At 70.0% G+C, this 26,893-nt stretch carries 24 protein-coding genes and 4 pseudogenes; 14 read left to right on the forward strand and 14 right to left on the reverse strand.

Annotated elements, in window-relative coordinates; all coding sequences use genetic code 11:
• Positions 1-23: 23 nt before the first annotated feature.
• Entirely contained in the window at positions 24-971 is a 948-nt protein-coding gene (locus BX283_RS02940) for an AraC family transcriptional regulator (protein ID WP_101386101.1), read from the forward strand.
• Positions 972-1,027: 56 nt separating this feature from the next.
• Here BX283_RS02940 and BX283_RS41340 read toward each other — a convergent pair whose 3' ends face one another.
• Positions 1,028-1,171, reverse strand: a complete 144-nt coding sequence (locus BX283_RS41340) for a hypothetical protein (RefSeq protein ID WP_257581813.1) — start codon at positions 1,169-1,171, stop codon at positions 1,028-1,030.
• 80 nt (positions 1,172-1,251) lie between these two features.
• Positions 1,252-1,911 (reverse strand): hypothetical protein, encoded by a 660-nt coding sequence (locus BX283_RS42105; protein WP_306822773.1) that lies wholly within the window; start codon positions 1,909-1,911, stop codon positions 1,252-1,254.
• Positions 1,912-2,183: 272 nt separating this feature from the next.
• Here BX283_RS42105 and BX283_RS02950 point away from each other — a divergent pair, with 272 nt between their 5' ends.
• Positions 2,184-3,035 carry an MBL fold metallo-hydrolase gene (locus tag BX283_RS02950; RefSeq protein WP_101386102.1) on the forward strand — a complete coding sequence of 284 codons (852 nt, stop codon included), beginning with the start codon at positions 2,184-2,186 and terminating at the stop codon, positions 3,033-3,035.
• Positions 3,036-3,110: 75 nt separating this feature from the next.
• On the opposite strand, the gene BX283_RS02955 is transcribed toward BX283_RS02950, so the two are convergent.
• A complete protein-coding gene (locus tag BX283_RS02955) occupies positions 3,111-3,917 on the reverse strand; it encodes an MBL fold metallo-hydrolase (RefSeq protein ID WP_101386103.1) in 807 nt (268 codons plus the stop codon).
• Between the two features lie 92 nt (positions 3,918-4,009).
• Between BX283_RS02955 and BX283_RS41005 the strand changes: the two genes are divergently transcribed.
• The 4 genes from BX283_RS41005 to BX283_RS39965 all read left to right on the forward strand — a co-directional run bounded on the left by BX283_RS41005 (position 4,010) and on the right by BX283_RS39965 (position 6,293).
• Positions 4,010-4,360, forward strand: coding sequence for a cupin domain-containing protein (locus BX283_RS41005; protein ID WP_218976499.1), 351 nt, complete (start codon positions 4,010-4,012; stop codon positions 4,358-4,360).
• Positions 4,348-4,929 (forward strand): AraC family transcriptional regulator, encoded by a 582-nt coding sequence (locus tag BX283_RS41010; RefSeq protein WP_257584227.1) that lies wholly within the window; start codon positions 4,348-4,350, stop codon positions 4,927-4,929. The genes BX283_RS41005 and BX283_RS41010 overlap by 13 nt, the downstream gene beginning before the upstream one ends.
• An 82-nt stretch (positions 4,930-5,011) precedes the next feature.
• On the forward strand, positions 5,012-5,650 hold the full coding sequence (locus BX283_RS02965) for a hypothetical protein (protein WP_101386105.1): 639 nt from the start codon (positions 5,012-5,014) through the stop codon (positions 5,648-5,650).
• 148 nt (positions 5,651-5,798) lie between these two features.
• Positions 5,799-6,293: a hypothetical protein gene (locus tag BX283_RS39965; protein WP_143676362.1), complete on the forward strand. Its 495-nt coding sequence runs from the start codon at positions 5,799-5,801 to the stop codon at positions 6,291-6,293.
• A gap of 37 nt (positions 6,294-6,330) precedes the next feature.
• Here BX283_RS39965 and BX283_RS02970 read toward each other — a convergent pair whose 3' ends face one another.
• Positions 6,331-7,164, reverse strand: coding sequence for an enoyl-CoA hydratase/isomerase family protein (locus tag BX283_RS02970; RefSeq protein ID WP_101392093.1), 834 nt, complete (start codon positions 7,162-7,164; stop codon positions 6,331-6,333).
• Positions 7,165-7,286: 122 nt separating this feature from the next.
• Here BX283_RS02970 and BX283_RS02975 point away from each other — a divergent pair, with 122 nt between their 5' ends.
• Positions 7,287-7,688: a helix-turn-helix domain-containing protein gene (locus BX283_RS02975; protein ID WP_101386106.1), complete on the forward strand. Its 402-nt coding sequence runs from the start codon at positions 7,287-7,289 to the stop codon at positions 7,686-7,688.
• Between the two features lie 39 nt (positions 7,689-7,727).
• Here the strand turns inward: BX283_RS02975 and BX283_RS02980 are convergent.
• The 8 genes and pseudogenes from BX283_RS02980 to BX283_RS03015 form a co-directional block, all read right to left on the reverse strand.
• Positions 7,728-8,509 (reverse strand): annotated as a pseudogene (locus tag BX283_RS02980) (FliA/WhiG family RNA polymerase sigma factor).
• A 257-nt stretch (positions 8,510-8,766) separates the two neighbouring features.
• Positions 8,767-9,288: an RNA polymerase sigma factor gene (locus BX283_RS02985; protein ID WP_257581821.1), complete on the reverse strand. Its 522-nt coding sequence runs from the start codon at positions 9,286-9,288 to the stop codon at positions 8,767-8,769.
• Positions 9,289-9,324: 36 nt separating this feature from the next.
• On the reverse strand, positions 9,325-9,543 hold the full coding sequence (locus tag BX283_RS02990; RefSeq protein ID WP_101386108.1) for a hypothetical protein: 219 nt from the start codon (positions 9,541-9,543) through the stop codon (positions 9,325-9,327).
• Between the two features lie 196 nt (positions 9,544-9,739).
• Positions 9,740-10,672: an amino acid ABC transporter permease gene (locus BX283_RS02995; protein ID WP_101386109.1), complete on the reverse strand. Its 933-nt coding sequence runs from the start codon at positions 10,670-10,672 to the stop codon at positions 9,740-9,742.
• The gene (locus tag BX283_RS03000) at positions 10,669-11,334 is read right to left on the reverse strand and encodes an amino acid ABC transporter permease (RefSeq protein ID WP_101386110.1); all 666 of its coding nucleotides are present in this window, start codon (positions 11,332-11,334) and stop codon (positions 10,669-10,671) included. Before BX283_RS03000 ends, BX283_RS02995 begins: the two co-directional genes overlap by 4 nt.
• A gap of 78 nt (positions 11,335-11,412) precedes the next feature.
• Positions 11,413-12,246 (reverse strand): glutamate ABC transporter substrate-binding protein, encoded by an 834-nt coding sequence (locus BX283_RS03005; protein WP_101392094.1) that lies wholly within the window; start codon positions 12,244-12,246, stop codon positions 11,413-11,415.
• 32 nt (positions 12,247-12,278) lie between these two features.
• Entirely contained in the window at positions 12,279-13,058 is a 780-nt protein-coding gene (locus BX283_RS03010; RefSeq protein ID WP_101386111.1) for an amino acid ABC transporter ATP-binding protein, read from the reverse strand.
• Between the two features lie 181 nt (positions 13,059-13,239).
• Positions 13,240-14,958: a GAF domain-containing protein gene (locus BX283_RS03015; RefSeq protein WP_101386112.1), complete on the reverse strand. Its 1,719-nt coding sequence runs from the start codon at positions 14,956-14,958 to the stop codon at positions 13,240-13,242.
• Between the two features lie 257 nt (positions 14,959-15,215).
• Between BX283_RS03015 and ppdK the strand changes: the two are divergent.
• From ppdK to BX283_RS03045, 6 genes and pseudogenes are all read left to right on the forward strand, one after another.
• A pseudogene (ppdK, locus tag BX283_RS03020) lies at positions 15,216-17,899 on the forward strand (pyruvate, phosphate dikinase).
• A 218-nt stretch (positions 17,900-18,117) separates the two neighbouring features.
• The gene (locus BX283_RS03025) at positions 18,118-18,822 is read left to right on the forward strand and encodes a CBS domain-containing protein (RefSeq protein WP_101386113.1); all 705 of its coding nucleotides are present in this window, start codon (positions 18,118-18,120) and stop codon (positions 18,820-18,822) included.
• Positions 18,823-18,924: 102 nt separating this feature from the next.
• Entirely contained in the window at positions 18,925-21,618 is a 2,694-nt protein-coding gene (gene adhE / locus BX283_RS03030; RefSeq protein ID WP_101386114.1) for a bifunctional acetaldehyde-CoA/alcohol dehydrogenase, read from the forward strand.
• A 69-nt stretch (positions 21,619-21,687) separates the two neighbouring features.
• Positions 21,688-22,902: pseudogene (locus BX283_RS03035) on the forward strand (globin domain-containing protein).
• A gap of 40 nt (positions 22,903-22,942) precedes the next feature.
• Positions 22,943-23,365 (forward strand): hypothetical protein, encoded by a 423-nt coding sequence (locus tag BX283_RS03040; protein WP_101386115.1) that lies wholly within the window; start codon positions 22,943-22,945, stop codon positions 23,363-23,365.
• A gap of 278 nt (positions 23,366-23,643) precedes the next feature.
• Positions 23,644-24,108 (forward strand): pyridoxamine 5'-phosphate oxidase family protein, encoded by a 465-nt coding sequence (locus BX283_RS03045; protein ID WP_101386116.1) that lies wholly within the window; start codon positions 23,644-23,646, stop codon positions 24,106-24,108.
• A gap of 6 nt (positions 24,109-24,114) precedes the next feature.
• On the opposite strand, the gene BX283_RS03050 is transcribed toward BX283_RS03045, so the two are convergent.
• Positions 24,115-24,939: a universal stress protein gene (locus BX283_RS03050; RefSeq protein WP_180357024.1), complete on the reverse strand. Its 825-nt coding sequence runs from the start codon at positions 24,937-24,939 to the stop codon at positions 24,115-24,117.
• 513 nt (positions 24,940-25,452) lie between these two features.
• Between BX283_RS03050 and BX283_RS03055 the strand changes: the two are divergent.
• Positions 25,453-25,770, forward strand: a pseudogene (locus BX283_RS03055) (STAS domain-containing protein); the annotation flags it as partial.
• A 43-nt stretch (positions 25,771-25,813) separates the two neighbouring features.
• On the opposite strand, the gene BX283_RS03060 reads toward BX283_RS03055, so the two are convergent.
• Positions 25,814-26,860, reverse strand: coding sequence for a hypothetical protein (locus BX283_RS03060; protein ID WP_257581827.1), 1,047 nt, complete (start codon positions 26,858-26,860; stop codon positions 25,814-25,816).
• Between the last annotated feature and the right edge of the window lie 33 nt (positions 26,861-26,893).

The following is a 26,893-nucleotide window of genomic DNA, read 5'->3' on the forward strand; positions in this document are numbered from 1 at the left end:
CATACAGGCACTAGAGTGGTGCAATGGACATCCTGAGCGACACACTCGAAGTCCTGCGCACGGGACGCCCGATGGTGACTCGCACCGACGCGCACGCCCCATGGGCCCTGAAGTTCCAACCCATCTCAGGAGCCGGATTCCACGTCGTCGTGGAAGGACACTGCTACCTGCTGCCACCGCACGGCCAACCACTCCCGCTCGGACCCGGCGACATCGTGTTCCTCCGGCGCGGCAGCGGACACACCCTGTGTGATGTGCCGGGCCGCGATCCGGTGGACTTCGTACCGGAGCGCGTGGACCGTTCCTCGCCGATCGGCCAGGTCACCATGGACGGGTCTGGGCCGCACACGGTGCTGGTGTGCGGCGCGTACGCCATCGACGTCGATCGCCCGCATCCGCTGTTCAGCGATCTGCCGGAAGTCATCCACCTCCCCGCGGTTCCGGGCCGCCACCCGGTGCTGCGCTCGGCGGTCGATCAGCTGTGCGCCGAGTTCCACTCGCCGCAGCCGGGTTCGGACGCGGTCGTCACGGCGCTCATCGATCTGCTGCTGCTGTACATCCTGCGGTCGTGGTACGCCGAACTGCCGAAGGAGCGGACCCGGGGCTGGACGGCCGCGCTGACCGACCCGGCAGTCGCCCCGGCCCTCAAGGCGATCCACGCCGATCCCGGCCATCCCTGGACCGTGGAGACGCTGGGCGCCCGCGCCGGGCTGTCCCGCGCGGCGTTCGCCCGCCGCTTCGCCTCGGTGGTCGGCGAGCCGCCGTTGACCTACCTGACCAACTGGCGGATGGCCACCGCGGCACGGTTGCTGCACCAATCACCCGCCCCGCTGACCACCATCGCGCAGCACACGGGGTACACGTCGGAGTTCGCCTTCGCCAAAGCGTTTAAACGACACTTCGGATGTCCGCCGGGGGCCTACCGCAAGCAGGTCAGGACGGCAGGTGACGAACGACGTGGAGGCAACTGACGGCGAGGGCAAGGACATCACCGCGGCGGATGGAGAAGCGGCGGTCGCTGCCGAAGCTACATGAAGCACTCCAGGATCAGGGGCAGGTCCTCCAGCCACTCCCGCACCTGGGCCCGCCTGCGAGCGGCGAGCAGGCACCCGTGGGTGGCGCCGTTGTGGAGGCGGACGGTGACCCTGACGTCTTTGGGACCCTCGGGCACGTACTCGACGGTTCTGATCTCGACCCAAGTGCACCGCCGTCTCCCGGCCTCCGAACCCAGGGCGACGCCCACAGCGTCGATCAGGAGGGAGCCAGTCGGGCCGGTCGCCACGAATGCGGGGCCGGCGTCGGCCGACGCCTCACCCACAGGAGCAGGCTCGGTCGGGGCCTGGTGCGACGGGACGGCACTGGGCGGTGCGTAGGAAGGCAGCGGAGGTACCACCACCGTGGGCGAGTACGTTGCGGTGGCCGGCGCGAACAGGCCCGGGAGATACCGAAGTCCAGAACCCGGGGGCCGTCCGAGGCCATGATGATGTTGCCGGGCTTCAGGTCACGGTGCACCAGGCCGCAGCCGTGGATCGCCGCCAGCGCCTCGGCGAGGGCCGCGCCCAGCTGCCGCAACCGCGCCTCGTCCATCGGGCCCTCTGCCTCGAGCAGTGCGGCGAGCGTGGGCCCGGGAAATACGCCGTGGCCAGCCAAGGCGCCGCTGCCGCCGGGTCCGCGTCCACCACGGGGGCCGTATGGAAGCCGCCCACACTCCGCGCGGCTGCGACCTCCGCACGGAACCGCTCCCGAAAGTGGGGATCGGCCGCGAGCTCCGGGCGCGCCACCTTCACGGCCACTGCCCGTCCACCGCGCGAACGCGCGAGATAGACGGTGCCCATCCCACCGGCCCCCAGCTCCCGCTCCACCGTGTACGCGCCGATACTCTCCGGCAGGCCGGCCCCCCGTCCGCCCCATACCCGATGCGCTGTGTACCCCCTGTGCTCCGGCGCCTCAGTATGGCTTACCACCCTGCCTCGCAACGCGCAGGTCCGGGGCCCCAACTCCAGGTATCGCCACCCCCCAAGGTCCGGGCGCCAGGCACTCTTGGGTGAGGTGGCGGTGTTCATGCCGGCCCCTCTGTCCGGAGCCGACCGCCGACCACTACGAGTGCTGCGGTTGACGATAGCCCGGCACGGGGCTGCACTGGAGTAGGGACCCTGCGGCGACCGCGCCTAGGGAGATCAGCAATGACAACTACGGACACGTTCAACCTTCTGCAGCCGTACAAGATCGCCGAGGAGACGTTCGTCATCCCGTGGGCCCTTGAGGCCCCGCCGGTCGGCCACTTTCCGATGAACTCGATGGTGATCCGAGGAGCCGAACCGATCCTCGTGGACACCGGAGCGCCCGCGGTGCGCGCCCAATGGCTGGAGGCAGCCTGGTCCGTCGTGGATCCTCTGGACGTACGGTGGATCTTCCTCACCCACGACGACCGCGACCACGCCGGCAACCTCCTGGCGGTCCTCGCCGAGTGCCCGAACGCGACCCTGCTGACCACGTGGTTCTCCCTCGGTCGCATGGCCGAGGAGTGGGAGACCCCCATCAACCGGTGCCGCTTCATGACAGACGGCGACACGATCGACGCGGGCGATCGCACCTTGGTCGCCAAACGACCACCCCTGTACGACAACCCCACGACCCGCGCTCTCTTCGACCGGAAGACCAACGTCCTGTGGGCCGTCGACACCTTCGCCACGAACGTGCCTACCCCTATACCCGAAACCGCAGCGCTGTCGCCGGACGAGTTCCGCGACGGCCAGTTTTTCGGCGGCAGGCTGGTCTCCCCATGGGTCGCCCTGCTGGACGCCCAAAAGTTCGGGACGGTCGTCGCCGACTTCCAACACCTGAACGCCGAGGTCATCGCCGGTTGCCACTGCCCTGTCCTGCGCGGTCCCCAGATCCCTGAGGCTTACCGACTTCTCCGGCAGCTCCCCGAGATCCCGCCGTGGACAGAGTTCACCCAGGCCGACTTGGACCAGTGGATGGCAGCCGCCGAGAGCTCGGTGCCGCCGGAGCAGCCGCGGCCGTCCGGGACGTGAGCGGGCGCCGCCTGTTCGTGCCAGGCGTCGGGGCGCAGATGGGTTCACAGGCAGGTCCTGAACCTCGCCGGAACTTCAGCAGCCGCCGCCCACCCCTCCCTGCTCAGCGTTCGTCGGCTTCTCTGCGGTACCGCACACTTCCGCCCTCGTACGCAGTCGACCGCGTGCGTCGAGCTTCTCCAGCCGGTGCTGCTCCCTGGCGGCCCAGCGCTCCACACGTGCGGGGTCAAGCGGCCCGCCGTGGCCGACGTGCAGCGTGCTGGGCTTGAGCGCGAGCATGGCGCGCAGGCTGGCCAGGTTGGCGACCGGGTCGTCGTGGAAAGGCGGGTTGGCCGGCCTTCGGCGGGCCATGCCGAGGAACGACGTGGCGATCAAGTCGCCCGCGACGAGGTCGCCTTCGTCGGTGAGCACCGATATCGACCCGGCGGTGTGCCCCGGGGTGGGCATGATCCGGGCGTCGACGCCGTGCTCGTGCAGTGCGGTGGCGCCGTCGATCAGCAGGTCCGGGCGGAACGGCTCCGCCTGCTCGTGGAAGGCGTCCAGGCGGTCCAGGAAGCGGCCGAACCGCCCGGTGGGAAGGTAGGGCTCCCGGATCCGGCCGGTCGTGTAGGGACCGAGATCCGCGATGTGCGCGAGCACCGGGGCGCCGGTGGCCCGGCGCAGTTCCGCGGCGGATCCGAAGTGGTCGATGTGGGCGTGGGTGATGACGATCGCCGAGACGTCGCCAGGACCGATGCCGTGCTCGGCGATCCGCGCAAGGATCTTCGCACCGCTGCCCGGGATACCGGTGTCGACCAGAACGGCGCGGCGTCCCAGCAGCAGGTACGCGTTGACGTTCCGCCTGCCCATGACCGGGACCGGGATGACTGTGGTGTGTGCCATGGCTTCGACGCTATGCCCGCACTGCTGAGCTGTTCCATGCCTGTCCAGCCCATATTCCTAGCTGTTCGTCTCAACGTATGTAGTGTGCGGGTATGGATGTCCTCGCCGACGTGCTGTCCGCGACGAAAATCGGCGGCACCGTCACCGCCAGGGTGCACGCCTCCGGGCCATGGGGGATCGAGTTCCCCCACCTGCCCACTGCCACCTTCCACCACGTCACCCAAGGCACCTGCTGGCTGCGCCGCCCGGGCGCCGAACCACTCCCCCTGATGGCGGGCGATGTCGTCCTGCTCCCGGCCGGGACGGGCCACGCGATGGCCGGTGCCCCGACGGGCCCGACGATCCGGTTCGACGACGTCACCCGGGGGCACCACGGCGGACCGGCCAGCCCCATCGACTTCCCCGGCCCCGGACCCCAGACCCGCGTCGTCTGCGGCGGCTAACCCACGCCTCCCACCCCCTGCTGGCGCTGCCGCCCGTGCTGCTGCTGCGCGCCGACCCCTCGGCGCGTCGGCACGACCTCACCGAGACGCTGCGCATGATGACCGCCGAACTGGCGGACCCGGCACCGGGCTCTCAGACCATCACCGACCGGCTGGTCGACGTTTTGTTCGTCCACATCCTGCGCGAGTGGGCGGCACTGCGCGACACCTCGAACGACGACGGCGCCGCCTGGTGGACGGCCCTGCGCGACCCCGAAGTCGCCGCCGCGGTCTCCCTCATCCACGAGGAACCCGGCCGGGCATGGACCGTGGACAAGCTGGCCCGCGAGGTCGGCGTATCCCGAGCCACCCTGTCCCGCCGCTTCACCCGCCTCGTCGGCGAACCGCCACTGGCATACCTCACACGCTGGCGCCTGGAGATCGCGGCACGAAGGCTCCGTGAGACCAACGACTCCGTCACCCGCATCGCCAACACGGTCGGCTACACCTCGGAATTCGCCTTCTCCCGCACCTTCACCCGGCACCGCGGCACCCCACCCACCCACTACCGGGCCACCCACCGCCCTTGACGATGGCGGGTGCGAGTTGCCGGTTCTCGTGTTGCGTGGAACGCTAAAAGCAGTATCCGAATGCCCGGATCGGAGGATTCCGATGCGTCTCGGACCCTTGACCGGCCTGGTGGCCGTTGTTCTGATCGCCGTCGCTTTCGGTGTGGGTGGCGATACGCCGGACGTCGGTGATTCCGGGCCGCAGGTCAAAATGTTCTTCCAGGAGCACGACACACAGCAGGCGGTTTCCCTCTACCTGTTGGTCTTGGCGGGAGTCTTTCTGGTCTTCTTCGCCGGTAGCCTTCGGCACCACCTCGCCGAGTCCGACCAGCACGGCTGGCTGCCCCAGGTCGCCTTTGCCGGAGGGATATTGTCGGCCAGCGGTTTCTGGGTCGCATCGGGCGTGACGCTCGCGCTGATCGACGCAAGTGATGAGCAGAAAGTCAGCGGTCCGGCCCTCCAGGCCTTGAATGCCATCGGCACAGACCTCTTCATTCCCTTCGTCGCCGGAATCGGCGTCATGGTGCTCGCCGCCGGACTGGACACGGCGCGCAGCGGAACCCCCTTGCCGCGCTGGCTGGGCTGGGCCGGAATCGCCCTCGGCGTGCTGATGTGCATCCCCTGGGTCGGCTTCTTCGCCTTCCTCGTATCGGGGCTGTGGATCATCGTCGCCAGCGTGCTGCTCGCCCGGCGGCCGAATGTCCCGGACGCGACGAGGACCTCGAACACATCGGCCTCCTGACACTCCAGTACCCCATCTGACACTCCAGTACCCCATCCCCGGCCCCACCCGCGGACGTCAACCTGCCGCTCCCCTCCCCCATCCGGGGGAGCAGAGGTGGGACTTGGGCAGGAGGTGGTGGTGCCAGGCCCTGCTGCACGATGGCGGCATGACCGGAACTTCCAGGAGACAGCAGATCTCCGCACTTGCCGCGTGCGCCGGCGCGCTTGCCTACACCGTGAGCAAGGTCGACCTCGCGCGGGACGGTGAGTTGGGCATGCCCGGCTTCCCCGCCCCGCCGAAGGCCTACACCGAAGTCTCCGATGTCGCGGCCGCGCAGCTGGGCAACGCGGGCCTCGGTCTGTTGATGGCATTCGTCGCCCTGCTGCTCGTCCGTCCGCCGACCCTCCGCTCCGTCCGCTGGGCCGCACTCGCCGTTTCCTGGACGGGCATCGCGATGGTCTGGGCGGGCGTCATCGGTTTCGGCGCGCGGGCAGCGGGGGTGGCCCCAGGCTTGGGAGAGACACCACCCCACATGGCGACGGCGGTGGCGGCTCTGGCGGTGGGCGTGCTGTGGGTGGCGGGCTGGGCCGTGGCCGCGGTCGGTGCCGTACGGCCACGCGACCGGAACCGTCACAACAGCACGCTCAGCACCCTCAGTTGAGGCCCCCCGGGTGAATGCCGGCGGCCTCGTCCGGTTCCTATCCCGCCAGTCCCCGGAGCAGGCCCTCCAGATCGCGCTCGCCAGCGGGGGTCTGGGCACCATGGGCCAGTCCGCCTCGGATCAACCGCTCGGCCGCGGGGCGAACGAACTGGCCGGCCCAGGCGTCGTGTTCCCGCAGGAGACCCTCGGCCAGGTCCTCGGGGACAAGGGCGCCCTTGGCCGCCGCGATCACACCCTCGGGCAGCGCGGCGATGTTACGGGCGAGGCGATCGACGAGGTCGTCGAGCTCACCGGCGGGGACGGCCCGGTTGACCCAGCCGTAGCGCTCCGCGGTTTCGGCGTCGTACAAGTCGGCACTCAGCACCACCTCCAGGGCGCGATTGCGGCCGACCCGGCCGGCGAGGTACTGCGTGCCTCCTCCACCGGGGACGATGCCCATGAGCGCCTCGATCTGGCCGATCCCGGCGCGCCCGATCGCCGCGAACGCCATGTCCGCGGCCGCGACGAACTCGGCCCCTCCGCCGCGCGCCGTCCCGGCAAGCTTGACGATGGTCACCTGAGGCTGGTGCCGGAGCAACTCCCCCAGGGCCTGGAAGACGTTGACGCAGTCGGGAAGGTCGGCCGCGAGCTCGTCGAAGGCATCCGGCGTGTCCACGAGCGTCATGTCGACATGGGCGATGAAGAACTCCGGGTTGGCGCTGTCGAACACGATCACCCGGACCGACTCGTCGTTCCTCAACGCGGTCAACAGGTGCCGCAGTTCGCTCATCAGGGCCACGTTCAGGACGTTCACGGGTGTGTTGTCGAGAGTGACGCGGACGATGCCGTCCTCGCGACTCACCCGCAGCGTCGCGTAGGCGTCGTGGTTCATGGGGATCTCCGATCGGTACCTGGTATGCATCTAGGTTCCTGATGCATACTCACAGTGCGTTGGTGGGCGACCGGCGTCAATAACGCACTTTCGGCATCGCAAGGATCACGGAGGATACCGACATGGCCATCTCTCGAACCGGTGCCGACACCGGTGCCGACACCGGCATCGGCACCGTCTACCGGGCCGACTGCCCCAGCCGCCCGATCCTCGACCAGATCGCGGACAAGTGGTCGATGATGGTGATGGCAGTCCTCGACAAACCCACTCGGTTCAACGAGATCAAGCGCCGCCTTGAGGGCGTGACCCAGCGGGTCTTGACCCAGACCCTGCGCCGCCTGGAACGCAACGGCATGATCGTGCGTCGCGTGCTGCCGACCTCGCCGGTCGGGGTCGAGTACTCCCTCACCCCACTCGGCGAATCCCTGCGGGAGCCCTTCGGCCGGTTGTACGACTGGACGGTCAACAACGCGGATGAGATCCGGGCGCACCAACTGGACTACGACCAACGCCTTCAGGGCTGAGAACGCCCGACTCCGATCCCCCAGCTGCATCCAGTGGCGTCAACGCTCTTCAGTGCCGAAGCTTGCGAGCTTCGCCCGCAACTGCAGCACTGACTTCGTATAGATCTGGCTCACCCGGCTCTCGGTCACCCCCAGTACGTTCCCGATCTCAGCCAGCGTGAGCCCCTCGTAGTAGTACAGCGTCACGACAGTCTTCTCCCGCTCGGGCAGCGTATTGATGGCCTGCGCCAGGAACCGCCCCAGTTCGCGGTCCTCGCCGCCCTCCCCCCGGCGTACAGCAGACCCTCCAGCGCCGCCACGTTGGCCAGCGACAACTGGCTGAACACCTTGTGGAGTTCGTCCACCGCGATCCCGAGTTCACCGGCGACCTCCGCCTCCGTCGGCGTCCGCCGCAACCGCGCCTCCAGCGTCGCGTACGCCTGCTCGACACTGCTCGCCTTCTGCCGCACGGACCGCGGGAGCCGGTCCAGCGCCCGCAGTTCGTCGAGCATCGCGCCCCGGATCCGGGTGATCGCGTACGTCTCGAACCTGACCTCGCGGTCGACGTCGTACTTCTCGATCGCGTCGATGAGACCGAAGATCCCGGAGACGACGAAGTCCGCCTGCTCCACGTGCGACGGCAGACCGACGCTCACGCGCCCTGCCACGTACTTGACCAGCGGCGAATAGTGCAGGATCAGCTGCTCGCGCAGCCGCTCGTCCGCCGTCGCCTTGTACGCCCGCCACAGCTCGTCGAGCGTCGAGGAAGCGGGCGGCCGCCCGCTGCCGCCTACAGCCAGTGACGTCGACGACTGCACGCCGAGCGCGGTGGCGCCCAGCACCGCGGTCCGGGCCGTCTGCTGCTGTACGTAGGTCTGAGCGGTCGAGGTGACTGCCGCATCCACGGCAGCGTGGTCCGCAAGAGTCTCAGAAGTTGTCGCCTCATGCCGGAGCCGTTCCTTGAGCGAAGCCAGGGATGCTTCCGTTTCCGCCGGTGACACGGTCTGCGCCAGCGCCGTCTCGGTCGCGCGCAGCATGTCCGGGACCGGGGCATCCTCCGCCGGCTGAGGAGAATCAGATCGCTCCTGCTGCTGCTTCGTCACTGGAGTTCTCCTCCCTCTCCGCCTCCGCCGAACAGACCCAACTGCTTGAGTTCGACCGCGAGCGGTCCGAGTTTCCGCCGTGCCTCGCTCCGGTGCTTGCGCACAGTCGACGCCTCGATCCCCAGCCTCTCGGCGATGTCGGCAGTGGACAAGTCGGCCAAGTAGGAGAGCACCATCACCTCGCGCTGACTACCGGGGAGATCCGCGATCGCTGCGCATACCCGGAGGAAGCCTTCCTTCACATCCATGAGTTCGGCCGGGTCCGGGCCACGCCCCGGCCGCTCGATGTCGTCGACGAGAGCGGTGCCCGAGTGGCGCTCGCACAAGTCGAACGCTTTCCGTACCGCGGTCGTGGTGAGCCACGCACCCCAGCTCCGCACCGGGGCGCCATCGGGGTCGTTCATACGGCACCAGCACGCGATGAATGCTTCTTGCACGGCGTCGTACGCCAAAGCGCGCTGGGCACCACACACCAGGGAGACTCTGGCGAGCAGCCGCGGAAACCACTCTCGGTACACCGCGTCGAACTCCTCCTCGGAAAAATGTCCGGAGATTCAGTCCTGCTCGTTGTCGGGAAGCCGCACGGCCCACGAGACCCCGTCCTGGTCGGTGACCTCAACAGAACCTCCGCCACTGGAGAGTTGGTCCAGCACCACCCTCAGCGTTTCACGCCGGACCACCTCGCGGACCCCATAGGCATAGGCACGTGCCGCGATCCCGGCCGCGGCGCCGGCACCGGTCGCCAGGCACGCCCATCCCCAGAGTGTGAGCACCGTGGTCTCCCCCTCTTCCGTCCCGCTCGTGTCGGGAACCTCCCGACACCGCGTAAGAGGGAAGCGGCCTCAAAACGCGTAGGCGGAGCGTCCGGGAAGCCCAGAAGCCATCCCATCGAGCGGCCATTCGCACACCCGTAAGACACTCAAGGCGCTGTGACCCGGGGCCTGGGTCATGCCGGGACGGGCGCGGCCGTCACTTGCCGGAGGTGCCGCCCGCTCCGCCGAGATCGTCATGGCTCGCGTGCTCGCCCGGTGTCGCCAACTGGTCGACGGCGTCCGCGGTGACCACCGCGCCGGTGGACCTCTTGCCGCGCCTCAGCCTGCCTTCCAGCCAGCTCGCGAAAGACGTGAGCGCGAAGTTCAGTACGACGAAGACCACCGCGACGACGGTGAAGCTGGCAATGGTGTTCGCACCGTAGTTCGCACTCATCGGGCGGACCGACGCCAGCAGCTCGGAGAAGCCAAGGAGCGCACCGCCCAGCGCGGTGTCCTTCACGATGACCACCAGCTGACTGACGATCGCCGGCAGCATCGCGGTGACCGACTGCGGCAGCAGCACGTGGCGCATGACCTGGTTCTTGCGCATCCCGATCGCCTTGGCCGCGTCGGTCTGGCCCCGAGGGAGGGACACGATTCCCGCTCGTACGATCTCCGCGAGCACGGAGGCGTTGTAGAGGACGAGGCCGGTGACCACGGCGTACAGCGGCCGGGTGTCGGAACTGACATCGGTGTACTCGGAGTACGCCGCGTTCGCGAACAGCATCAGGATCAGCACCGGGATGGCACGGAAGAACTCCACGACGGTGCCGGCCACACCCCGCACCCACCAGTGGTCCGAGAGCCGGGCGATGCCGAACAGCGCTCCGAGCGGCAGCGCGATGACCATGGCGAGCGAGGCGGCGATCAGCGTGTTCTTGAGCCCCGGCAGGAGGTACGTCTGCCAGGCGCGGGAATCCGTGAAGAAGGGCCGCCACTTGACCCATTCGAGCTGGTTCTTGTCGGCGAGACTCCGGGCCACCCACCAGATCAGGGCGGCGAGGGCGATCAGGAACACCACCGTGAGCAGGACGTTGTGCCGTTTGGCACGCGGCCCCGGGGCGTCGTACAGGGGGGACGAGGATCTCATCGCTTGACCGACACCTTCTTGGCCACCCAGCCGAGGAACAGTCCGGTCGGGAGGGTGAGGCAGATGAACCCGAACGCGAAGATGGCGGAAATGAGGATGAGCTGAGCCTCGTTCTCGATCATTTCCCGCATCAGCGCCGCAGCCTCGGCGACACCGATCGCGGCGGCCACCGTGGTGTTCTTGGTCAGGGCGATCAGCACGTTCGCCAGCGGGCCCACCACGGAACGGAAGGCCTGCGGAAGGACGATGAGCCGCAACACCTGGGGAAAGCTCAGGCCGATGGCACGCGCCGCCTCCATCTGGCCGACGGGCACCGTGTTGATGCCGGACCGCAGCGCCTCGCAGACGAACGACGAGGTGTAGGCGATCAGACCGAGCACGGCGAGCCGGAAGTTGATCGTCGTGAAGTCGTCGGCGCCGAGCGTGACGCCGAGCGTCTGGAACAGGCCCAGCGAGGTGAAGACGATGATCACGGTGAGGGGGATGTTCCGGACCACGTTGACGTAGGCGGTGCCGAAACCACGCATCAGGGGCACCGGGCTGACGCGCATGGCAGCCAGCATCGTTCCCCAGATCAGAGCGCCGACGGCGGAGTAGAAGGTGAGCTGCACCGTCACCCAGAAGGCTCCCAGCAGGTCGTAGCCCTCAAGAAAATCGAACACGGTCTCCCGGCCTTCCGCGTGAGTGAAGGGCGAGGCGCGCCGCCGCGAGGGCGGCGCGCCGTCCGTGGGTCACCCGCTTCAGCTGACGACGACGCCGATCTTGGGGGCGGGCCCGCTCTGGAAGTTGGCCGGACCGAAGTTCTTCTGGACGGCCGCGGCCCAGGCGCCGTCCTTGACCATCTTCTCCAGGGCGGTGTTGATCTGCGCCTTGAGGTCGCTGCCCTTCTTGACGCCGATGCCGTAGTTCTCATTGCTCATCTTGAAGCCGCCGAGCTTGAACTTGCCCTTGAACTCGGGCTGCGCGGCATACCCCGCGAGGATCGAGTTGTCGGTGGTCAGGGCGTCGATGACCTTGTTCTCCAGCCCGGTCAGGCATTCCGAGTAGCCGCCGTACTCCTGCAGCTGAGCCTTCGGCGCGATCTTCGTCTTGACGTTCTGCGCCGAGGTCGAGCCGGTGACAGAACAGAGCTTCTTGTTGTTCAGGTCCTCGGGCTTCTTGATGGAGTCGTCGTCCGCCCGGATCAGGACGTCCTGGTGCGCAAGGAGGTAGGGGCCGGCGAAGTCGACCTTCTCCGCGCGCTTGGGGGTGATCGAGTACGAGGCGGCGATGAAGTCCACATCGCCACGCTGGAGCAGCGTCTCGCGGTCGGCGCTCTTGGCTTCCTTCCACACGATGTCGCCCGGCTCGTGGCCGAGCTCCTTGGCGACGTACGTGGCCACGTCGACGTCGAAGCCCGTGTACTTGCCGTCAGGGGTCTTCAGACCGATGCCCGGCTGGTCGAACTTGATCCCGATGGTGACCTTCTTGCCGCCCGAGCTCTTGTCGCCGCCGTCGTCCGAGCTGCAGCCTGCGGCGGTCAGGGACAGCACGAGCGCAGTGGCGGCCGCGACAGTGACCTTCTGAAACTTCATGATGATCATTCCTAGTGCTCAAGGGCCCGGGATCAGTGGTGAAGGATCTTCGACAGGAAATCTTTGGCCCGCTCGCTGCTCGGGTTGCTGAAGAACTGAGTGGGCGTCGTCTCCTCCACGATGCGGCCATCCGCCATGAACACCACGCGGTTGGCGGCCGAACGAGCGAATCCCATCTCGTGGGTGACGACGACCATGGTCATTCCGTCATGGGCGAGCTGCTGCATCACTTCCAGCACCTCGTTGATCATCTCGGGATCGAGCGCAGAGGTCGGCTCGTCGAAGAGCATGATCTTCGGATCCATGGCCAGCGCTCTGGCGATCGCGACGCGCTGCTGCTGGCCACCGGAGAGCTGCGCGGGGTACTTCTCCGCCTGGGAGGCGACACCCACCCGGTCGAGCAGTTGGCGCGCCCTCTCCTCGGCGGCCTTCGTGTCCTTCTTACGCACCTTGACCTGGCCGAGCGTCACGTTGTGCAGCACGGTCTTGTGCGCGAAGAGGTTGAAGGACTGGAAGACCATGCCCACATCGGCCCGCAGCGCGGCCAGCTCGCGGCCTTCGGCGGGCAGGGGTTTCCCATCGATGACGATCTCACCGGAGTCGATGGTCTCCAGGCGGTTGATGGCGCGGCACAGGGTGGACTTCCCGCCCCCGGACGGCCCGATGACCACGACCACCTCACCCCGGGCGATGGTCAGATCGATGTCCTGGAGGACATGCAGGTCGCCGAAGTGTTTGTTGACGTTGCTCAGCACGACCAGATCGCCCGGGGGCGGGGCGGGGTTCTCCTTGATCACGGCTTCTCCGCTCATTGGCTTCATGGTCCGTCTGCCAAAGGGAGGCCGCACGCCGAGAGGGGGGTTTTGCGGCTGTTCGGGACTGCCGGTTTGTTGCCTGGGAGCAGGGGACGGCCCTCACCGCACCGCGGGAAACCCCACAGGCCGTACCGAGTGGGAACCCGCACTGGCCGTCAACGGCCGACGGTCACACGGCCTACGGCTTGCGCAACGGCGCCTGCCACACCAACGCGGTCCCGCCGTCCCGGCCTTCGCCCAGCTCCAGGCGGCCGCCCAACTGCTCGGCCCGCTCCGCCAGGTTGCGCAGGCCACTGCGGCGGCCGCCGGACGGGATACCCACACCGTTGTCGGTGACCGACAGCCGTACCTCCCGCCCATCGGTCACCAGGACGACCTCGGCCAGGGACGCCTGGGCATGGCGGACGATGTTGGTCAGGGATTCGGAGAGCACCGCCACCAGGTGGTCGGCGATCTCCTTGGGGACGTCGGTGTCCAGCAGGCCTTCCATCCGCAGGCTGGGCGCGAAGCCCAGCATCGGCGCCGCCTCCCCCACCACCCGTACGGCGCGCGCCCGCAGCCCCGCCTCGCCCTTGCCGTCGCGGGTGCGCAGGCCGAAGATCGCCGACCTGATCAGCTTGATGGTCTCGTCCAGGTCGTCGACCGCGCGCGCGACCCGCTCGCCCGCCTCACCGTGCTCGATGAAACGGCCGACGCTCTGCAAGGTCATACCGGTGGCGAACAGCCGCTGGATCGCCAGGTCGTGCAGGTCCCGGGCGATACGGTCACGGTCCTTGAGTACCGCCACCTCCTCGGCGTCCCGGCGGCGCTCCGCCAGCTCCATCGCCACGGCGGCCTGCGCGGCGAACGCCTGAAGGGTCCCGGTCTCGTTCGCCGTGAACACCGGCCGACCGGCCTTGCGCGCCAGCAGCACCACGCCTCGCGCACCCGTCTCGCCCGTGCCGATGGGCACGGCGACGGCGGGGCCGAGTCCCCCGAAGCGGGGAGGCTCCGGGGAGATCCGCTCATCCTGACCGATGTCCGTGCTCGTCACCGGCGTGGCGCTGGAGAACGCCAGCCCCATCAGGCTCTTGTCCATGGGCAGGATCAGCCCCCGATGCGCCTCAGCGTCCATCCCCACCGCGATCTCCACCGCCAGCGACCCGCTGTCCTCCATCGGCAGCGCCACCGCCGCGAGCGCCGAACCCGTGATCTCTCCCGCCCGCTCGGCGATCACCACCAGGACCTCGCTGCTCGGATCACCCGACATCAGCCGGTGCGTGATCTCCGCGTTCGCCTGCAGCCAGCGCTCGCGCAGCCGCGACTCCTCGTACAGCCGGGCGTTGTCGATGGCGACGCCCGCCGCGACGGCGAGCGTGAGCGTGACCGACACATCCTCCTCGTCGAACTGGGCACCGCCGCGCTTCTCCGTCAGATACAGATTCCCGAAGATCTGGTCGCGCACCCGGATGGGCACGCCGAGGAAGGTGTTCATCGGCGGGTGGTGGGCCGGGAAGCCGTAGGAGGAGGGGTGCTCGGAGATCTTCGCCAGCCGCAGCGGCTCAGGATGCCGGATCAGCTCACCCAGAATGCCGTGCCCCTCCGGATAGGGGCCGATCCGGGCGATCTGCTCCTCGCTGATCCCCACCGTGTGGAACGCGGACAGACTTCTGCCGTCCGGGCCGATCACACCCAGCGCCGCGTACTCGGCGTCGACGAGCACCGCCGCGGCCTCGACGATCCTGCCCAGCACCTGCTCCAGATCGAGCTCACGGCCCACCGACAGCACTGCCTCCAGCAGGCTGTGCACCCGGTCACGGGTCCCCCGCGCAGCATCGAGGCGGGCCTGCAACTCCTCCAGCAGCTCATCCAGCCTCAGCTGCGGCAGCCGGACCCGGGCCTCCTCGGGGCTTCCCACCTGCGATCCTCCAGGTCCGCTCGACACACAGGCCCCCAGCGTCCTGTCATCTGCCACGGTATCGGCTCGTCGTCCGAGGCAACAGCGAATCTATTCGAGTACCCCCGTCCACGCGTCAATAACGTCCTCTCCTGGCTTTGGGCCGATCGGCCCTGGGGCGGGGACCGACAGCACCTGCGCCCGGGGCCCCCGCGGCCCGACGCTGGAGCTGTACGCAGCCCGAAGCCCACCGAACGACGACGGAGGAGACCGGCGCCATGGTCCGTTACGTGTACGACTTCGCGGAAGGCGGCCGTGACCTGGCCGACCTGCTCGGCGGCAAGGGCGCGAACCTGGCCGAGATGACCCGGCTGGGACTGCCCGTCCCGCCGGGCTTCACCGCGACCACCGAGGCCTGCCGCGCCTTCCTCGCCACCGGCGCCGAGCCCGACGGGCTGGCCCGCGAGATCACCCTGCACCTGGCCGCCCTGGAACGGGCCACGGGGCGGCGCCTGGGGCAGCCCGACGACCCGCTGCTGCTGTCCGTCCGTTCCGGCGCCCGCTTCTCGATGCCCGGGATGATGGACACGATCCTCGACATCGGCCTGAACGACGACTCCGTCCTGGGCCTGATGAAGACATCCGGAAACGAACGCTTCGCCTGGGACTCCTACCGGCGACTCGTGCAGATGTTCGGAAGTACGGTCATGGGGGTCGACGGAGCGCTCTTCGAGAGCACCCTGTCCGCCCTCAAACGGGCCCGGGGCGCCGCGGACGACCTGGGCCTGACCGCGACGGATCTGTCCGGCCTCGTCGGGGCGTTCAAGGACCTGATCCTCCGCGAGACCGGCACGCGCTTCCCGCAGTCCCCCGAGGAGCAGCTGCACCGGGCCGTCCTCGCCGTCTTCGAGAGCTGGAGGGGCGAGCGGGCACGGGTCTACCGCCGCCGCGAGCACATCCCCGACGACCTGGGCACCGCGGTCACCGTGCAGACCATGGTCTTCGGCAACCTCGGCCCCGACTCCGGCAGCGGCGTCGCCTTCACCCGTGACCCGGCCACCGGCCGACCGGGCCCCTACGGCGACTACCTGTCCAACGCACAGGGCGAGGACGTCGTCGCGGGCATCCGCAACACCGTCCCGCTGACCGCCCTCAAGGAGATGGACCCACACGCGTACGAGCAACTGCGCGGGCACATGCGGACGCTGGAAACCCACTACCGGGACCTGTGCGACATCGAGTTCACCATCGAGCGCGGCCACCTGTGGATGCTGCAGACCCGAGTGGGCAAACGCACCGCCGAAGCCGCGTTCACCATCGCCACCGAACTCGTCGAGGAGGACCTCATCACCCGCGACGAAGGCCTGGCCCGGGTCGACGGGAACGGCCTCGCCCGGCTGATGTTCCCCCGGTTCGACGCCGCGGCCGTCGGTGAGCCCCTCGTACACGGCGTCCCGGCGTCACCGGGTGCGGCCGTGGGCGCCGCGGTCTTCGACTCGGCCGAGGCCGTACGCCGCGCCGCCGCCGGCGAGAAGGTCGTCCTCGTACGCCAGGAGACCACCCCGAGGACCTGCCGGGCATGATCGCCGCACAGGCGGTAGTCACCAGTCGCGGTGGCAAGACCAGCCACGCCGCCGTGGTAGCCCGCGGCATGGGCACCGTGTGCGTGTGCGGCGCCGAGCACCTGGGCGTGGACTCCGCCGCACGCCGCTTCACCGTGGGCGACACCGTCGTCGAGGAGGGCACGCTCATCTCCGTCGACGGCTCCGCGGGCGCCGTGTACCTGGGCGCCGCCGCGCTCGTGGACTCCGCGGTGATGCGGTACTTCGAGACGGGCGAGCGGCCCGCCGGAACGGTCGACGCCGTGGCCCGCGCCATGGAGCGCGCCGACGAGGTGCGGCGTCTGGAAGTGCGGGCGAACGCCGACACCCCCGAGGACGCCGCCCGGGCCCGGCGCTTCGGCGCGCAGGGCATCGGGCTGTGCCGCACCGAGCACATGTTCCTCGGCGAACGCCGCAGGCTGGTCGAGGCGATGATCCTGGCCCGCGACGAGACCGAGCGCGAGCAGGCGCTCGGCGCCCTGCTGCCCCTTCAGCGACAGGACTTCATCGGCATCCTGGAGGCGATGGACGGCCTGCCCGTCACCATCCGGCTCATCGACCCGCCCCTGCACGAGTTCCTGCCCGACCGCACCGATCTCGCCGTTCGCATCGCCACCGCCCAGGCCCGGGGCGCGGCACCCGATCCGCACGACACCGCACTGCTCGACGCCGTCAACCGCATGCACGAGGAGAACCCGATGCTCGGCCTGCGCGGTGTCCGCCTGGGCCTGATCGTCCCGGGACTGGTCGCCATGCAGGTGCGTGCCATCGCCGAAGCGGTCGTGCAACGTACCAGGGCCAACGGCACTCCCAGGGCGGAGATCATGGTGCCGCTGGTCGGCGCCGTCGAGGAACTGCGCATCGAACGAGAGGAGGTGGAACGCGTCCTCGCCGAGGTGTCCACGGAGTCCGGCATCCAGGTGCGGTGCCCGGTCGGCACCATGATCGAGCTGCCCCGCGCCGCGCTCACGGCGGGACGGATCGCCGAGGAGGCGCAGTTCTTCTCCTTCGGCACCAACGACCTGACCCAGACCACGTGGGGCTTCTCCCGCGACGACGTCGAGGCCGCGTTCTTCTCCGCCTACCTCGACAAAGGCATCTTCACCACCTCGCCGTTCGAGACGCTCGACCGGGCGGGAGTCGGCCGCCTGGTGCGGATCGCGGTCGACGAGGGCCGTGCCACCCGGCCGGAGCTGAAGATCGGCGTCTGCGGGGAACACGGCGGGGACCCCGACTCCGTGCACTTCTTCCACGCCGCGGGCCTCGACTACGTCTCCTGCTCGCCCTACCGCGTCCCCGTGGCACGCCTGGAGGCCGGACGGGCCGCGCTCGCCGGGACGGCGACGAGCGACACCCGGTAGAGGTGCGACCGGGACCTTGTACCCGCGCCGCGACGGCCGCCCGGCCGTCGCGGCGCGGGCGGGTCGGCCCCCTTCCCAGGACGGCTCGGCCCCTGCCCCGACGAGGGCCGGGGAGGCAGCCTGGAGCCTCGTACCGAGGCCGGACGGGACGCATCCGCCGGACCACAGCTCCGCGGGTCGGGCCGGCCCCGACAGCGGACGAGGAAGGAGTGGGTGACATGGCCCGCATCATCGGTGAGGTGATGACCCGCGAGGTCGTCGAGGCGCACCCCGAGACACCGTTCAAGGACCTGGTACGGCTGCTGGACCGGCATCGCATCAGCGGGCTGCCCGTCGTGGACGAGGACGACAAGGTCGTCGGGGTGATCTCCGAGACGGATCTGATCCACCATCAGGCGGTCCGTTCCACGGACCTGCCGGCACGACGCTTCCGCCTGGCTCCACCGCGCCGTCGCTCCGCCCGTCGCACCGCCGCCCGCACGGCGCAGGAGCTCATGTCGACACCCGCGGTCACCGTGCACCCGGAACAGCGGATCACGGATGCCGCGCGGGTGATGGAACGCCACGGCGTCGAGCGTCTCCCGGTCGTCGACGAGGAGGACCGGCTCATCGGCATCGCCACCCGGCGGGACCTGCTGCGCGTCTTCCTGCGTACGGACGACGAGATCCGCCAGGAGATCCTCGACGCGGTGGCGACCCACGCCCTGGGCCTGCCGACCCACGAGGTGAACGTCTCGGTCCGGGACGGCATGGTCACGCTCCAGGGGTCCGTGGAGCAGCGCGCCGACATCCCGTCGGCGATCCGGCTGGCGTACCGGGTGGACGGGGTGGTCGGCGTCGTCAACGGGCTGAACGTCCACCCGGCCCCGGGGCCACTCGGCCCCTCAGCGGGACCAACGGAACCTGGGGGCGGGCACCACTGACGAGGGAGGCTGCTGGTGGAAGCGGCACCGAGCCCCTTCAGTGCCGCGCCGTTCGCCGCCGCCACCGCGGCGCAGCCCTCTCGATCACGGAGGCCCGCCCTCATGACCCGCCACGACAACCCGACCGCGACCGCCGAGGCCGTCGACGCACCGACCGACATCGCCATCGCGGTGGACCGACTGGTGGCCAACGCGCTCAAGGCGCTCGCCGACTACGAGACGCTCGATCAGGAGCAGGTCGACCACATCGTGAACAAGGCCTCGGTCGCCGCCCTGGACCAGCACACCGCACTCGCGCGGCTCGCGGTGGAGGAGACCGGACGCGGCGTCGTCGAGGACAAGGCCGCCAAGAACATGTTCGCCTGCGAGCACGTCACCCACAGCATGAGCCCGATGAAGACGGTCGGCGTCGTCGCCCGCGACGACATCGAGGACATGATCGAGATCGCCGAGCCCGTCGGTGTGGTCTGCGCGGTCACCCCCGTCACCAACCCCACCTCCACCACCATCTTCAAGGCGCTGATGGCGCTCAAGACCCGCAACCCCATCGTGTTCGCCTTCCACCCCTCCGCGCAGCGCTGCAGCGCACAGGCGGCACGCCTCGTCCGCGACGCGGCGCTCGCCGCGGGCGCGCCCGAGCACTGTGTGCAGTGGATCGAGACCCCCTCCGTCGAGGCGACCGGCGCCCTGATGCGGCACCCCGGCGTCTCCCTCATCCTCGCCACCGGCGGCAACGCCATGGTGAAGGCCGCCTACTCGGCCGGCAAGCCCGCTCTGGGGGTGGGCGCCGGCAACGTCCCCGCGTACGTGCACAAGAGCGCCGAACTGCGCCGGGCCGTCAACGACCTGATGCTGTCCAAGTCGTTCGACAACGGCATGATCTGCGCCTCCGAACAGGCCGTCATCCTCGACAAGGAGATCTACGACGCGGCCCTGGCCGAATTCCGCACCCTGCACGCCCATCTGGCGACCGCCGAGGAGAAGGAGAAACTGGCGGCGTTCCTCTTCCCCGTGGGCGCCACGGGCGCGGGCTGCGCACCCAAGGTCAACTCCGCGGCCGTCGGCCGCAGCCCGGCCTGGATCGCCGAGCAGGCCGGCTTCTCCGTACCCGACGACACCTCACTCATCCTGGTCGAGGCCGACCGCGTCGGCCCCCAGGAGCCACTGACCCGGGAAAAGCTCTGCCCCGTCCTCGCCGTCCTGCGAGCCGACTCCCCGCAGCGTGCCTTCGACCTGGCCGCGGACATGGTCGCCTTCCACGGGGAGGGCCACAGCGCCGTCATCCACACCGAGGACAGCGCGCTCGCCGAGGCGTACGGCAAGCGCATGAAGACCGTCCGGATCATCGTCAACGCCCCCTCCTCCCAAGGCGCGATCGGCGGCATCTACAACAGCCTGATGCCGTCACTGACGCTGGGATGCGGCTCCTGGGGCAGCACATCGGTATCGAACAATGTCTCCGCCGCCCAGCTCCTGAACATCAAGCGCGTCTCGGTGCGCCGCAACAACCTGCAGTGGTTCAAGGTCCCCCCGAAGATCTACTTCGAGCCGCAGGCCATCCGCTACCTCGCCGACATGCCCGACATCCACCGGGTCACCGTCGTCACCGACGCGACGATGACCCGCCTCGGACTCGTCGACCGGGTCCAGCGCGTGCTGCGACAACGCCAGGAGCCGGTCACCATCCAGGTCATCGACAGCGTCGAGCCCGAACCCAGCATCGACTCGGTCCGCCGTGGGGCCCGTCTGATGGGCGACTTCCGCCCGGACACCATCATCGCGCTCGGCGGCGGCTCCCCCATGGACGCGGCCAAGGTGATGTGGCTGCTCTACGAGCAGCAGGCCCAGGGCAAGGACGTCGACTTCGCCGACATGCGGCACAAGTTCTCCGACATCCGCAAGCGCGCCTTCCGCTTCCCCGTCCTGGGCAAGCTCGCGCGGCTCGTGTGTGTGCCCACCACTTCCGGCACCGGTGCGGAGGTGACCCCGTTCGCCGTCATCTCGGACCCCGCCACCGGCAAGAAGTACCCGCTGGCCGACTACGCGCTCACCCCCAGCGTGGCCATCATCGACCCGCTGCTCACCACCGCGCTGCCCCGCGCGCTGGCCGCCGACAGCGGCTTCGACGCCCTGACCCACGCCATCGAGGCGTACGTGTCGGTCTACGCCAACGACTTCACCGACGGCCCGGCCCTGCACGCCATCCGGCTGATCTTCGACAACATCGAGGCGGCGGTGAACGACCGCGCCGCCCGGCCCCGGGCCCGGGAGAAGATGCACAACGCCGGCACCATCGCGGGCATGGCCTTCGGCAACGCCTTCCTCGGCATCGTGCACGCGATGTCCCACACCCTCGGTGCCACCTTCCACATCGCGCACGGGCGCACGAACGCGGTCCTGCTGCCGCACGTCATCCGCTACAACGGCACCGTGCCCGGCAAGGTGACCGGCTGGCCCAAGTACGAGAGCTACCGCGCCCCCGAACGCTTCCAGGACATCGCCCGCACCCTCGCCCTGCCCGCCGCCACACCGGCCCAGGGCGTCGAGTCGCTGGCCTCGGCCGTGGAGCGACTGCGTGACGCCGTGGGCATCGAGCCGACGTTCCAGGCCCTCGGCGTCGACGAGCGCGCCTTCCTCGACGCGCTGCCCCAACAGGCCCTCAACGCCTACGACGACCAGTGCGCGCCCGCCAACCCGCGGATGCCGATGCTCGACGACATGCAGGCACTCATGCGCGCGGCCTACTACGGCCGCACACCGGATCAGCCGGACCGCGAGCAGCCACCGCGCCCGTAGTCCGCCTTCGTCCGCGGTTCCCTCTCACCTCGCGACTCCCCTTCGTCCGCCCCGCTTCCTGGAGGCTCCATGCTGTCCGCGGAATCCACCGCCCTCGTCCGGGCCACCCTGCCCACCGTGGCCGGAGCACTCGACGAGATCACCACCCACTTCTACGCCACGATGTTCCGGGACCGCCCCGAGCTGCTCGACGGCATGTTCAACCGTGGCAACCAGGCCAACGGCGCCCAACGCCGCGCCCTGGCCGGGTCGATCGCCGCCTTCGCCACCGCCCTGCTCGAAAATCCCGACACCCGCCCCGACACCCTGCTCGCCCGGATCGCGCACAAGCACGCCGCCGTCGGCGTCACCGACGACCAGTACACGATCGTGCACAAGTACCTGTTCGGCGCGATCGCGGACGTCCTCGGCGACGCACTCACCCCGGACGTGGCGGCCGCCTGGGACGAGGTCTACTGGCTGATGGCCGGCGCCCTGATCAGCCGGGAAGCCCTCCTCTACCAGGACGCGGGCGTCCGGCCGGGCGAGATCTGGCGGCCCTGAACGGTCGTCGAACGCCGCACCGAGACCGCCGACGTCGTGTCCCTCCTGCTCCGCCCGGCGGACGGCCAACCGGCACCCCGCGCTCGCGCGGGCCAGTACCTGAGCGTCCGCGTGCGCATGGCCGACGGGACCCACCAACTGCGCCAGTACAGCCTGTCCTCGGACCCCGGCCAGGACCTGCGCCGCATCACCGTCAAGCGCGTCACGGGCGACGCCCGCGAGCCGGACGGCGAGGTCTCCACCCTGCTGCACGACCGCGTCAGCCCAGGAGACGAACTGACGCTGTCCGCACCGTTCGGCGACGTCTTCCTCGACGAACCGGCCGACGCCGCCACCCCGCTCGTCCTGGTCTCCGCGGGCATCGGCTGCACCCCCATGACCGGCATACTGGCCCACCTCGCCGCCCTGGGATCGACACGCCCCGTCCTGGTCCTGCACGCCGACCGCTCCCCCGCCGAGCATGCCCTGCGCGCCGAGACCCACGACCTCGTCGGCCAACTGCCCGGAGCCCGCGCCCTCTTCTGGTACGAGCACCCCGACCCGGAGGAACCCGACTCCCGCACCGGCCTGATGAATCTGGAAGGCATGGAACTCCCGGACGACGCCACGGTCTTCCTGTGCGGCCCGCTCCCCTTCATGCGAGCGGTACGCGCACAGCTACGAAGCGCCGGGGTCCCCGCACTCCGCATCCGCTACGAGGTCTTCGGCCCCGACCTGTGGCTGCCCGACACCATTTCCTGAAGCGCACCGAACCCATCCGGCCTCCCGAAGGAGAAACCCCATGACCACCGACCACACCGAACCGGCGACCGCGGTCCGGCTGCGCTCCGACGGCCCCGTGGACGAGCAGACCCTGACGTACGCCCGTACGAAGATCGACGTCCTGGTGAGCAGAGCCGGCCTGCCCGCCGTCACCGGTGAGGTCCGCATCGTACGCGCCACGGCCCACCACGCGGCCCGCCCCTGGTCGGCCACGGCAGACCTCTACGTCGGCGGTCACCAAGTGATCGCCACGGCCGAGGAAGCCACCGGCGCCGAGGTCGTCGACCGGCTCCAGGACCGCCTCCACCGCCGGATCGACAAGACCGTCCACGCTTGGGACAACGGCCACCGCACGAGCACCCCGCCGTGGCGCGGCGCCGGGCGACCCATCCGTCCCGGCGCAGGCTCCCCGAGCACCCCACAGAACCGCCACACGGCATGAACCTGTGGGGCGGCGGCTCGGCACACACGCGCCGGGACGCCGTCCGCAGGATGTGCGAAGCGGAGTTACGCGCACCACCGGTGCCCCACCCTCGGCTCAGGGGACACCCGGCCCCCCGACAGGGACGTTCGGCACCTACGTGGACGGCGCCGCCCGGCCGACACTGACCACAGGAGCGGCGCCGATCCCCCGCGGTGCCCCTCCGGCGCGGTGAGGCCGGATCGGCCCGCCCAGGACGGACAGAGAACGGCGAGTGACCCGACCCTACGGATGCTGCCATGACTGGCTTCTACGACCTGACGAACAGCTCGCAAGGGCACCGAAGCGTCCCACTGGACAGCGACGCGGCGCTGCGGCTCCTGGGCAGCGTGTCCCTGGGCCGGATCGTCTTCACCCAGCACGCGCTGCCGACCGTCCGCCCCGTCAACCACGTCCTGGTCGAGGGCGACATCGTCATCCGCACCCACGGTGACGCCTCGCTGACCCGATACACCCGCCAGACCGGGGACCAAGGGGCGGTCGTCGCCTACGAGGCCGACGACATCGACCCCGACACCCACCTCGGCTGGAGCGTGGTCGTCACCGGCTACGCCCGGCTGGTCACCGACGCACAGGAGGTGGCCCGCTACCGGGCGCTGCTGCGCCCGTGGGGGACACAGCCCATGGACCACGCCGTTCGTATCCACCCCGACCTGATCACCGGAATCCGTCTCACGGCCGACGGACCCAGCCCGTTGCGCTGAACGGCCTCAGCGGTACGGGACCACGGTCACCGGGCAGTTCGCGCGGCGCAGCAGACGGCGCAGGACCGGGCCCCGGCGCACCGGCAGGATCGAACGGCGGCGGGCACCGATGACGACCACGGCGGCCTCCCCGCCGGCCGCCACCAGCGCCTGTGCGGGGGTGCTGCGGACCGTTGACGTCCGCACCACGACATCCGGGTGCCGGTCCCGCAGTCGGGTGAGGAACCGGCGCGCCAACGCCTCCTCCATCCGGGCACCGTGCCCTGGGCTTTCCTGGCTCCCGCCGCGCACAGCCACGGACGAGGCCCGGGAGGTGGCGTGCCGACGGCTCGGCGCGTGCACGACGCACAGCCTGGCACCGCGCCGCTCGGCCTCCTGGAAGGCGTACTCCGCCACCTCCGCGCCCGTCCCCTCCGCCAGCCCCAGCACCACGTCCCGCCCGTCGCCGTACGGGTGGTCCCCCCGTACGAGCAGCAGCGGGCCCTGGGTGAGCCCGGGCAACCTCGTGCTCACCGCGCCGAGTGCCGTGCCGGCCACCGCGCCAAGACCCGCCGTCCCCACCACGGTCACATCCGCGTCGGCGCTCGCACACGCCAGAGCACGCGCCGCACCACTTTCCACGGCGGCTGTCGCCACCGGAAGTCCCGGATGCCGCTGACGCACGCGCCACACGGCGGAGCGCAGGACCGGTGGGGCTTCGTCCCGGTCCGCCACCGCGTACAGCACACGCAGCGAGATGCCACGCCGTACGGCTTCCGCCGCGGCCCAGTCCAGTGCCCTCATGGACACCAGTGAGCCGTCCACTCCGACGACCACGTGATGGCGGGTCATGGCTGCCTCCCCCTTCTGAAAGAATCGGTTGGGGACGCCGCCGCCCCACACGGGCACCGGCTCCACGGACGATGGTCGTCGTGCGACGCCCCTGTCGGCAGCCGCCAACAGGCCCACCCAGAACGCCGAACGGCCCCTGATGCAGGGCCCGTTCGCTTCCTGACCGGGCCGACCGACGCGACGCCACCGGGCAGTTCGCCCCGTCAGGGCTTCGGGACAGCGACCTCGTCGTGCGACGCCCCGCCGAGCATGCGGTGACGCAGGAGACCAGCACCCGGTCGCCGGGCCGTACGGCCCACATCGCTGCCGGCCTCCACCATCTCGCCGACCGCCTCGTGGCCCAGGGCCGTGTGCCGCCCCCTGGATCCAGCTTCTCCAGTGGGCGTCGGCCGCGCTTGGGCCGTCCGGCCCGCAGACCTGGCCACCGCAGGGGGCACACGGGCCCTGTCGGACCGTCCGGCAGGGACCGAACAGCCCTTCCACGCACCCGCGCGGCCCCGCTTTCCTCTTGTCATGACCAACAGCCCCACGAGGTCCACGCCGTACCGTGCGCAGCGCGTCATCGGCGGGCCGACCCTCGTGACCCTGCAAGGCGAGATCGACATCCTCGCGGCACCGCGGCTCACCGCACGCCTGGACGCACTGACCGAGAGCCCGTATTCCGACCTGCTGCTCGATCTGCGCCCCGTCGCCTTCATCGACTGCGCCGGGCTGAGCGTCCTGTGCCGGGCACGCAACCGCGCGCGGGCCGGTCACGGCCGACTGCGGCTGATCAGCGACAACGCCCTTTTCCTGCGCATCCTGCGCTGCACGGGCCTGGCCGGCCTCTTCGACGTGCTGCCGAGCTGGCCCCCTGACGTGCCCACCGCATCGGTCACAGACCGTCCCGCCTGTACGGCCGGCTCGGGCGGCGCGGCGGGCGATCCCCGGCCCGAGCGGTCCGCCCCGGGGCCCGACCTGCCGCCCGGCGCGGAGTGGCGGGGCCTTCCGGGCCGTACCCGAGGCGCATGAGCAGTTGGGGATGCGCACCGCCGCCGGCGACGCGCAGGGCACCTCTCAGGTCCCGCCACTCCACAGCCTGATGCATCAGGGACATCCGCAAGCCGTACGCCGTCGCGAGAAGCCACACATGCTCCAGCGCCTGTCCGGCGCGCAGCCAGTCGACGCGACGGTCGTGGCCGGTGGCCAGCAGGGCGACGACCGGATCCACCTCGAAGGACCGTGCGGAGAGCCGCTCGGGGCGCCGCTGTGCGGTGAAGTCGCGCAGCGGGAGCCGCCCCCACCGGTCCTGCGGGCCCAGCACGTTCCAGGGCAGGCCCACGTCCGGGACCGGTCCCCGGTCCAGGTGGACCCAGTGGCGGGTCTCGGCCGCCCGGTCCGCGTCGAGCCGGTTGCGATGTTCCGCCTCGGCCGTCAGACGCAGCATCCGGCCCCTTTGCGCACCCTCGCAGAAGGACAGCGCGGCACCTTCCCCACGCGCTGCCGCTTCGAGTTCGGTGCGTACTCCCACGGGCAGCGAAGACCCGGAAAACGGGAATCGGCTGCTGTGGCGGCGCCAGATCGCCTCGTACAGGTCGACGCCGAGCACCTGGCCCTCTCGGGCGGTGGGCCGGGCGGGCCGGACGGTGGCGAGCAGGCCGGGGTCATCGGGGCGGGGCAGCAGGCGGGTGACCGGTACCCAGCCGAAGTGGTCGAGGGCGACCCGCAGGTTGAACACGCAGGCCCCGACCGACAGGAGCAGAGCGCGGCCGGTGGGGTCCACCAGCCGCAGGCCCCGTTCGGGAGCGGCGCGGACCTCGAACGTCACGGTGTCGCAGTCCAGCCGGAAACGCCACGGCTGGGCGTTGTGGATCGAGGGCGCGGACACTGCTGCGGAAAAACAGGTCTCCAGGGCCTCGGCGTCGAACGACGTGCTCTCCATGGTCCCCTCCACGCACCTGGGCGCCGGACAGTT

The sequence above is a fragment of the Streptomyces sp. TLI_146 genome (assembly GCF_002846415.1).
GTDB lineage: Bacteria > Actinomycetota > Actinomycetes > Streptomycetales > Streptomycetaceae > Streptomyces.

Coding starts and splice junctions, on each gene's coding strand:
- adhE (WP_101386114.1), top strand. CDS start 18,925: ATGACCCGCCACGACAACCCGACCGCGACCGCCGAGGCCGTCGACGCA.
- BX283_RS02940 (WP_101386101.1), top strand. CDS start 24: ATGGACATCCTGAGCGACACACTCGAAGTCCTGCGCACGGGACGCCCG.
- BX283_RS02995 (WP_101386109.1), bottom strand. CDS start 10,672: ATGAGATCCTCGTCCCCCCTGTACGACGCCCCGGGGCCGCGTGCCAAA.
- BX283_RS03005 (WP_101392094.1), bottom strand. CDS start 12,246: ATGAAGTTTCAGAAGGTCACTGTCGCGGCCGCCACTGCGCTCGTGCTG.
- BX283_RS41005 (WP_218976499.1), top strand. CDS start 4,010: ATGGATGTCCTCGCCGACGTGCTGTCCGCGACGAAAATCGGCGGCACC.
- BX283_RS02965 (WP_101386105.1), top strand. CDS start 5,012: ATGCGTCTCGGACCCTTGACCGGCCTGGTGGCCGTTGTTCTGATCGCC.
- BX283_RS03010 (WP_101386111.1), bottom strand. CDS start 13,058: ATGAGCGGAGAAGCCGTGATCAAGGAGAACCCCGCCCCGCCCCCGGGC.
- BX283_RS02950 (WP_101386102.1), top strand. CDS start 2,184: ATGACAACTACGGACACGTTCAACCTTCTGCAGCCGTACAAGATCGCC.
- BX283_RS03050 (WP_180357024.1), bottom strand. CDS start 24,939: ATGACCCGCCATCACGTGGTCGTCGGAGTGGACGGCTCACTGGTGTCC.
- BX283_RS03025 (WP_101386113.1), top strand. CDS start 18,118: ATGGCCCGCATCATCGGTGAGGTGATGACCCGCGAGGTCGTCGAGGCG.
- BX283_RS02975 (WP_101386106.1), top strand. CDS start 7,287: ATGGCCATCTCTCGAACCGGTGCCGACACCGGTGCCGACACCGGCATC.
- BX283_RS03060 (WP_257581827.1), bottom strand. CDS start 26,860: ATGGAGAGCACGTCGTTCGACGCCGAGGCCCTGGAGACCTGTTTTTCC.
- BX283_RS39965 (WP_143676362.1), top strand. CDS start 5,799: ATGACCGGAACTTCCAGGAGACAGCAGATCTCCGCACTTGCCGCGTGC.
- BX283_RS02970 (WP_101392093.1), bottom strand. CDS start 7,164: ATGAACCACGACGCCTACGCGACGCTGCGGGTGAGTCGCGAGGACGGC.
- BX283_RS02955 (WP_101386103.1), bottom strand. CDS start 3,917: ATGGCACACACCACAGTCATCCCGGTCCCGGTCATGGGCAGGCGGAAC.
- BX283_RS03040 (WP_101386115.1), top strand. CDS start 22,943: ATGACCACCGACCACACCGAACCGGCGACCGCGGTCCGGCTGCGCTCC.
- BX283_RS42105 (WP_306822773.1), bottom strand. CDS start 1,911: ATGGGGCGGACGGGGGGCCGGCCTGCCGGAGAGTATCGGCGCGTACAC.
- BX283_RS03045 (WP_101386116.1), top strand. CDS start 23,644: ATGACTGGCTTCTACGACCTGACGAACAGCTCGCAAGGGCACCGAAGC.